The sequence below is a fragment of the Hansschlegelia zhihuaiae genome, assembly GCF_004103825.1.
Taxonomy (GTDB): Bacteria; Pseudomonadota; Alphaproteobacteria; order Rhizobiales; family Methylopilaceae; genus Methylopila; species Methylopila zhihuaiae.
The window spans coordinates 81,725-88,146 of record NZ_RYFI01000015.1; the positions used below are offsets into that span (position 1 = coordinate 81,725).

General features: G+C 61.0%; 6 protein-coding genes. All 6 read left to right on the forward strand.

The genetic code is table 11. The annotated features are described in order from the left end of the window. Nucleotides 1-38 precede the first annotated feature (38 nt). Entirely contained in the window at nucleotides 39-1,715 is a 1,677-nt protein-coding gene (locus EK403_RS15530; protein ID WP_164919621.1) for a site-specific integrase, read from the forward strand. Between the two features lie 11 nt (nucleotides 1,716-1,726). Next, on the forward strand, nucleotides 1,727-3,781 hold the full coding sequence (locus tag EK403_RS15535; RefSeq protein ID WP_128778375.1) for a hypothetical protein: 2,055 nt from the start codon (nucleotides 1,727-1,729) through the stop codon (nucleotides 3,779-3,781). Then, nucleotides 3,771-4,208, forward strand: coding sequence for a hypothetical protein (locus tag EK403_RS15540; protein WP_128778376.1), 438 nt, complete (start codon nucleotides 3,771-3,773; stop codon nucleotides 4,206-4,208). Before EK403_RS15535 ends, EK403_RS15540 begins: the two co-directional genes overlap by 11 nt. A gap of 67 nt (nucleotides 4,209-4,275) precedes the next feature. After that, complete coding sequence (locus EK403_RS15545) at nucleotides 4,276-4,647, forward strand: hypothetical protein (RefSeq protein WP_128778377.1); 372 nt, start codon at nucleotides 4,276-4,278, stop codon at nucleotides 4,645-4,647. A gap of 138 nt (nucleotides 4,648-4,785) precedes the next feature. Then, the gene (locus EK403_RS15550) at nucleotides 4,786-5,190 is read left to right on the forward strand and encodes a FixH family protein (protein WP_128778378.1); all 405 of its coding nucleotides are present in this window, start codon (nucleotides 4,786-4,788) and stop codon (nucleotides 5,188-5,190) included. Next, the coding region (locus tag EK403_RS15555) for an efflux RND transporter periplasmic adaptor subunit (protein ID WP_245479727.1) at nucleotides 5,187-6,422 on the forward strand (1,236 nt) is incomplete at its 3' end. The genes EK403_RS15550 and EK403_RS15555, both read left to right, overlap by 4 nt.

Sequence of the window (6,422 nt, forward strand, 5' to 3'; positions counted from 1 at the left end):
TCCTGTTTGAAGCATTTCTAACGCGAAGGCTTGAGTGCATGTCACTTGCGCAAGCTTTTGGAGACTACTTGTCCAAAGGCGGCACTCGGGCCCGACAGCAGTCGTCTATTCACAAGATGGCTGATTATTTTGAGTTTTTTACGAACTTTATTGTCGATTATTATGGCGGGACACAAAGCGATTTCGGCGTATCTCATCTTTCAGTGAGCGTGATGAGAGATTATGAACGTTGGCTGCTGGAATACAGATACGAAGACAAAGCGAAGATCGTCAAATCTCTTTCGCCGCAAACTGTCGGTATTCGATACAACGCGATCCGTCAGTTTCTCAGGTGGTGTCGGTCGGAAACCAGGTTCGAACTAAACCCTACGATCGATCTCAACCGAACTGTCGCACGGCTTCGCCACCATAAGATTCAGCCCAGAGATCCGCTTTCCATCAGCCAGCTCGCCCTTGTGCGATCGGCGTGTCTACAGGAGATAAGATCGACTGTCGCTTTGCTGAAGCGAGTTCAAGATATCAAGATCGACAATTCTATAAGTGTGCCGCCGGCCAACGCGCCGATGACTGCCTATAAGGATATAAAGACCGCTATCAAAACCATTTTCGTTGCATATGGTGGGCTTATTATTGCCGGTGAACAACTTAAGAAAGAGCGCCCGGGTCTCGAAAGAGCGATGCGTCACTACTACTCGACGGACGACGTGACTGCATATCTGTACTTTAATAGACGCATGATTGCGCCTTTTGTAATCATGATCGCTATGGACACCTTCTTCAACGCGACCACCGTTCTAAGTTTGAAGTGGAGCGATATTCGGGAAGACCATGTCTTTTTCGGAGAAAGGCGTTGGGTGGTCGGAGGCGAGAAGCCCAGAGCCGGGAAAAGGCAGGAGCGGTCATTCGCTTCGGGGTTGACTGATCTATCCAGCCCCGTTCGTCTGTTGCTCATACTTCGTGAATACAACAATACAGTCTATAAGCGGCTACCCGCATCTCAGAATGACTATGTCTTCGCCTATGAGTCGAAGACCCGATATGCGGCGACGTTTCTGCATGACGGCAACCGTCTCAATAATAAACATTGGCCTGGAACTCTTCAGGAGTTTTGCGACCGCCATAAAGGGATTGAAAGTTTTGGTCTGTCCGGCCTGAGAAAAAGCGGCGCTGAGATTACCTACTTTCTTTCAGGGGGTGACATGCTCGCTGTTCGGGATGTCATGAACCACAGCTCGGTCAACACCGCATATACACATTATAGCTCTGATGGGTCGCGGAAGCTGGCTTTGGAGGCGTTGGCGCGCGCGATGGAGTGGCGGGAGCGGTATCTCGCCTCAGGAGGTAAGTCGGACGCGCGAAATCCGGTCCATATGGGCGGCCCGCGCAGCGCAGCGACGCTCGGGTTCAATTGCTTGGAACCAGCATATTCGCCGGTCGTCGGACAAGAAGAAGGAAAGGCGTGTTCAGCCTACGGGTATTGCCCCGCCTGCCCATTGAGCTGGGTGGATCTCAATGACCCCGTCGCTTTGGTGCGGCTGCGGCAGCTGCGGCAGAGGATTGTCGAGGCGCGCTCGGAAGTCGCGCCCCAGCGCTGGCTCGTCGAGTGGGCGCCCCAGCTGAAAGCTTTGAATGAAGGGTGGTTTCCCAAGTTCAACGCTCATGTCGAAGCCGAAGCCGACAGCATGTTGCTGCCGTCTCTTCCCACGCTCGATTGAGGCGCTCCGACATGACGCAAGAACAAGCTTACTCAGGCGGCAGCGCCATTGAAAGCTGGCCTCAGCAGGTCACCAAATTCAGCGCCTGGTCTGACGACGTCTGGACTTATGTCGTCGAGACGGCAGGCTACAAATTTACTGCCGTCAACTGGAAATTTCCGATGACGGACGGTTCCTGCAGCACCGATGAGCAGTGGCGAAACATTGTCGAAAGCTGCAAGAAATTCGTTTGGAGCTTGATGGTTCAGAACAGTCGTGGAGCGCCACCGAAGGCGTTGACGATGCCGAAGATCTCGATCGCCCTTCGCGCTGTCATACAATGGATGGCTGAGAGCGGCACGCCAAACTTTGCTGCGATTGATGATCTCGCGGTCGTCGATTTCAAGTCGTGGCTGACTGAACGAAAGTTCATGCAAACGTCGTCGGTCAAGACTACTCAGAACGTAGTCAATTCGTTCGATATATTGCCGCGAATATACGAACAACGGTTTGCGTTGTCAGGGAATCCTGAAGACGTGATGCCACGTCACCCTTATGGCGGAGAGTCGACCCATAAAGTCGTGCGGGAATTGGGCGCGACACGTCCGTCACAAAAGCGCCGATTGACGCCTGACGACGTCGTGCTTGCGGTGCTGAACCGGGCCTGTTCGTGGCTTGAGGCGCCGGCGCGCGACCTGCAGCGAGTTCTGGATCTGTACCTGTTGGCGATCGGAAGCGCCGGGAAGCAGGACAGATACGAGGCGGGCGATGACGCAATCCGAGACTTTGTCTTCGATGACGGCGGATCGTTGCCCGAGCCATGGCGACCTGGTTTCGCAGACGAGACCTATCAAGATCGCGGCGGCCTGCAGAGGCCCGACAATTACAAGACGAAGGCCACGCCCAGACGAATACTTTTTGGGTTGATCAAGGAATTTACGATCGCATGCTCGCTGGTCCTTCAGGGATTGATCGGGATTCGTAGCACTGAGATCTGCGGGCTGTGCTCCGAGCCGCGCGACTCTGACGCAGGTTGGCCAGCCTGCCTCACCATGGAGACCTCCGACACTGGCTTGCAGGAGATTTTCTACCTCAAGGGGCGCGTCTACAAGAGCGAGAGCAGTTTCCGCGAAGTCCGATGGATTGCAGGAGCACGAGCGGCAGGGACGGAATACGTTCCGCCGGCGGTCGGCGCGATACTTGCGCTCGATAAGATCCTTGGTTCTTGGCGCAACGGCCAGGAGGCAAAAGAGCTCTTTCTGTCGCTCAATGAGTCGAACTCGCTCCGTGATTTCAAGTCAGGTCCGTTCCAGATTTGGGCGCTCTTGCGCGGACAGAAAGCGTTTGTCGCGAAATACGTGGAGATACCTGGAGAGAATAGCGATTGGAGCATCATGCCTGCGCAATGGCGGCGAGCTTTTGCGATGTTCATGGTGCGGACGGATGAACGGTTGTTGGCTGCCGTCTCGGATCACTTCAAGCATGTCAGCATCGCCGTCACCGAGCAGGGATATCTGGACACGGACCCGGAACTGCTCGGCATTATCGACGACGTCGACGCGATGATGGGCGCGCGAAGATTGGCCGGTATTTTTGACGGCGACGCCGTCGCGGCCGGCCCGATGGCCAAGATGTTCACCGAACGGAAAAATGAGATTGAGGCTTATCTGGCGACGTTTATAGAGGCCAAGGACCGGATCGAGGCCTTTCATCAGCTCATTCGGCAAGAGAACCTTCGCCTCTATCCAGCAGAGTGGGGGGAGTGTTTCTTTCGTCCTGAGACGGCCCGTTGTCATTATCAGGCTGAAGGAAGCTTCCAGCTGTCACAACGCTCACCAAACTACGTCATTCGGCGTCCGGAGATTTGCTCCGGCTGCGCAAATCTGATGGTGACACAAGATCAGGTCGAATTCTGGCGCAAAAGACATCTCAAAAATCTCGAAGTGAAGCGCGAACACGGTTCTGCAGGTGGAGGCGGCATGGTCCTGGTCGCGGAAGAGCGGCTGAAGACATCGTCGGCCGTGCTGCGCAAGCTTGGCGTCGATGTCGCGGCTCTCGAAGCGAAGGAGGTTCCTCATGGCTGCTGACGAAAATGATTTCATGGCGGCGTTGGCGCGGCTGGAGGCGGGCCGGCCGACCAACAGGGCTCTGATTCAGCGTGCGGCGCGCGGCAGATTGAAGATCAACATCGTATCGGTCGCCATCGAAGCGGGACATAGCAGGACTTTGATCGGTCACGCCGGCTGTCGATTTCCTGCGGCGCGCACCGCGATCCTGGCAAGTATGGCTCGGGTCAAGAAGTCGCCCGCTGGCCGTGTCACTGCTCTGGACGCGATCAAGGCACTGCGGGAAACCAATGGAGAACTCGAGGCGGAGAATCGTCTTCTGGCCACAAAACTGGTCGAGGCGATGGGCGTCGTCACAAAGTTGCGGGAAAGGCATCAAATCGAGCTCCGTCGGCTCGAGGGCAGGCTGAGGAACCAATCGGCTGTCGACGGTGCGGCGCGAGCCTGATCGACAAGTCCGCCAATATGAGAGTGGATTTGGTTCAGTCGTCTTCCCGCGGGCGGAATTTTGGCGCATGCTCATCGGCATGAATACGCGCGTCTGGTTGCGGCGATTGCTGGTGTTGATGCTGATGATCGGCGTCGGCGCGGTTTCGCTTGCGCCGCAGACCGCCGTGGCCGGTGCTGCGATGTTTGCCGCTATGGTCGCCGTCGAACCCGGCGTGGCCGAAATGCCCTGCTGCCCGGACGACGCTCCGGTGATGCCGGACTGCCAGAAGAGCTGTCCGTTGCTCGCGACCTGCATGACGAAGTGCGCCCCCGCCGCGCCGATGGCGGCCATGACCAGATCGCATCAGACCTTGGCTCTGTCAGTCGTCCGCCCTGGTGACGACGCCGCCCGCGCCGGACCGGTTCCGGGACCGCCGGCCCGACCTCCCCGAATCTGAAGTCCGTCCGCGGCGCCTCAGGCGCCGTATCGCGCCGTGCGGGTTTGAAAGCCCGCGCGGTCTCGAACCTGTGGCCGCAAGGCTACGGGAGACAAGTCCGGCCGAACGCCGGACGCCGACGCACTTCGGATTTCAGCAATGTCCAGGCTCCAAGGTCGGCGCTCGCGCGCCGCGATGCTGGCCGCCGTCATCTCGGCCGCCTCTCTGTCTCCCGCGCTCGGCGACGCCGCCGATTATGAGTTTCAGCTCGTAGAAAGCGTCGCCAAAGTGGGTGAGGCCGTTGTGGCGGTGCGCCTCGTCGACACGCGGACCTCAAAGCCCGTTCCGGACGCCGTGATCTACGCGACCCGGATCGACATGGCGCCGGACGGCATGCCCACCATGTCCTCCGCTATCGCCTCCACGCCCTCCGACCAGCTCGGCGTCTATCGGTTCAAGACCAAGCTCACGATGGAGGGCGGCTGGCGGCTGTCGCTCGCGGCCAAGGTGCAGGGCGAGACCGGCACGGTCGAGGGCAAGCTCGTGCTGCAGGCCAAGCCATGAAGGCGGCGGCCTCCGTCGGCGGGATCCTGCTGGCCGCAGCCCTCGCGGGCGGCGGCTACTGGGCGGGGCAGCGCGGCATGGCGCCGGGCGCAACGATGGTTCAGGCGGAAGATCGATCCGCTGCGACCGCCGCGGCCGGCCCGATCCTCTACTACCGCGACCCGGACGGCCGCCCGGTCTACTCGGCCGCGCCCCGGACAACCCCGGACGGCAAACCGTTCGCCGTCGTGCGCGTGGGCGAGGACGTCGGCTTCGATCCCTCCACGGGCGAGACCGTCGCGGCGACGTCGGCGGCGGCGCCCGCCGCCGCTTCGGGGCCGTCCGGGGACCGCATCCTCTATTACCGCAACCCGATGGGCCTGCCGGACACCTCTCCCGTTCCGAAGAAGGACTCGATGGGGATGGACTACATCCCCGTCCGGGAGGGCGAGGACGATGGCGGCGCGGTCATCGTCAGCCAGGGCAAGCGGCAACGCTCGGGCGTGCGCACGGAGAGGCTCGAGCGCCGGACGCTCGGCGCGCCGCTCCGGGCGAGCGGGTCGATCCAGCTCGACGAGCGCCGTGTGTCGGTGGTGTCGGTTCGCTCCCAGTCCTTCGTCCAGAAGGTCGAGCAGGTCACGACCGGCGAGCCCGTCCGCAAGGGCCAGGTCCTGATGCAGGTCTATTCGCCCGAGGTCGCGGCGGCCGCGGCGCAGTTTCTGTCCGTGGTCGGCCAGCCCTCCGGGGCCGGGCGCGCGGTCGTCGACGGGGCGCGGCGCCGGCTCGAGAACCTCGACGTGCCCGCCGCGGTGATCGACGCCATCGCCGCCTCCGGAAAGGTGCCTGCGACGATCGCCTGGCCGGCCCCGCGCGACGGGCTGATCCTGTCGCGCAATGCGGTCGACGGCATGCAGGCGATGCCAGGCGACGAGATGTTCCGGCTCGCCGACATGTCCGTCGTCTGGGCGCTGCTCGACGTCGCCGAGCGCGACCTGTCCAAGGTGGCGGTCGGCCAACCGGCGAGCGTCCGGCCGCGCGGCGCCGACGGGACGATGACCGGGCGCGTCGCCCTGATCTACCCCGGCGTCAACCGCGAGACCCGCACCGCCCGCGTCCGCGTGGAGCTCTCGAACCCGGATCGCGCGCTGTTGCCCGACATGTATGTCGAGGCCGAGATCGCGACCGGAGACGGCGGCGCGGTGCTCGCGGCGCCCGACAGCGCGGTCCTCGACAGCGGAGACCGGCAGGGCGTG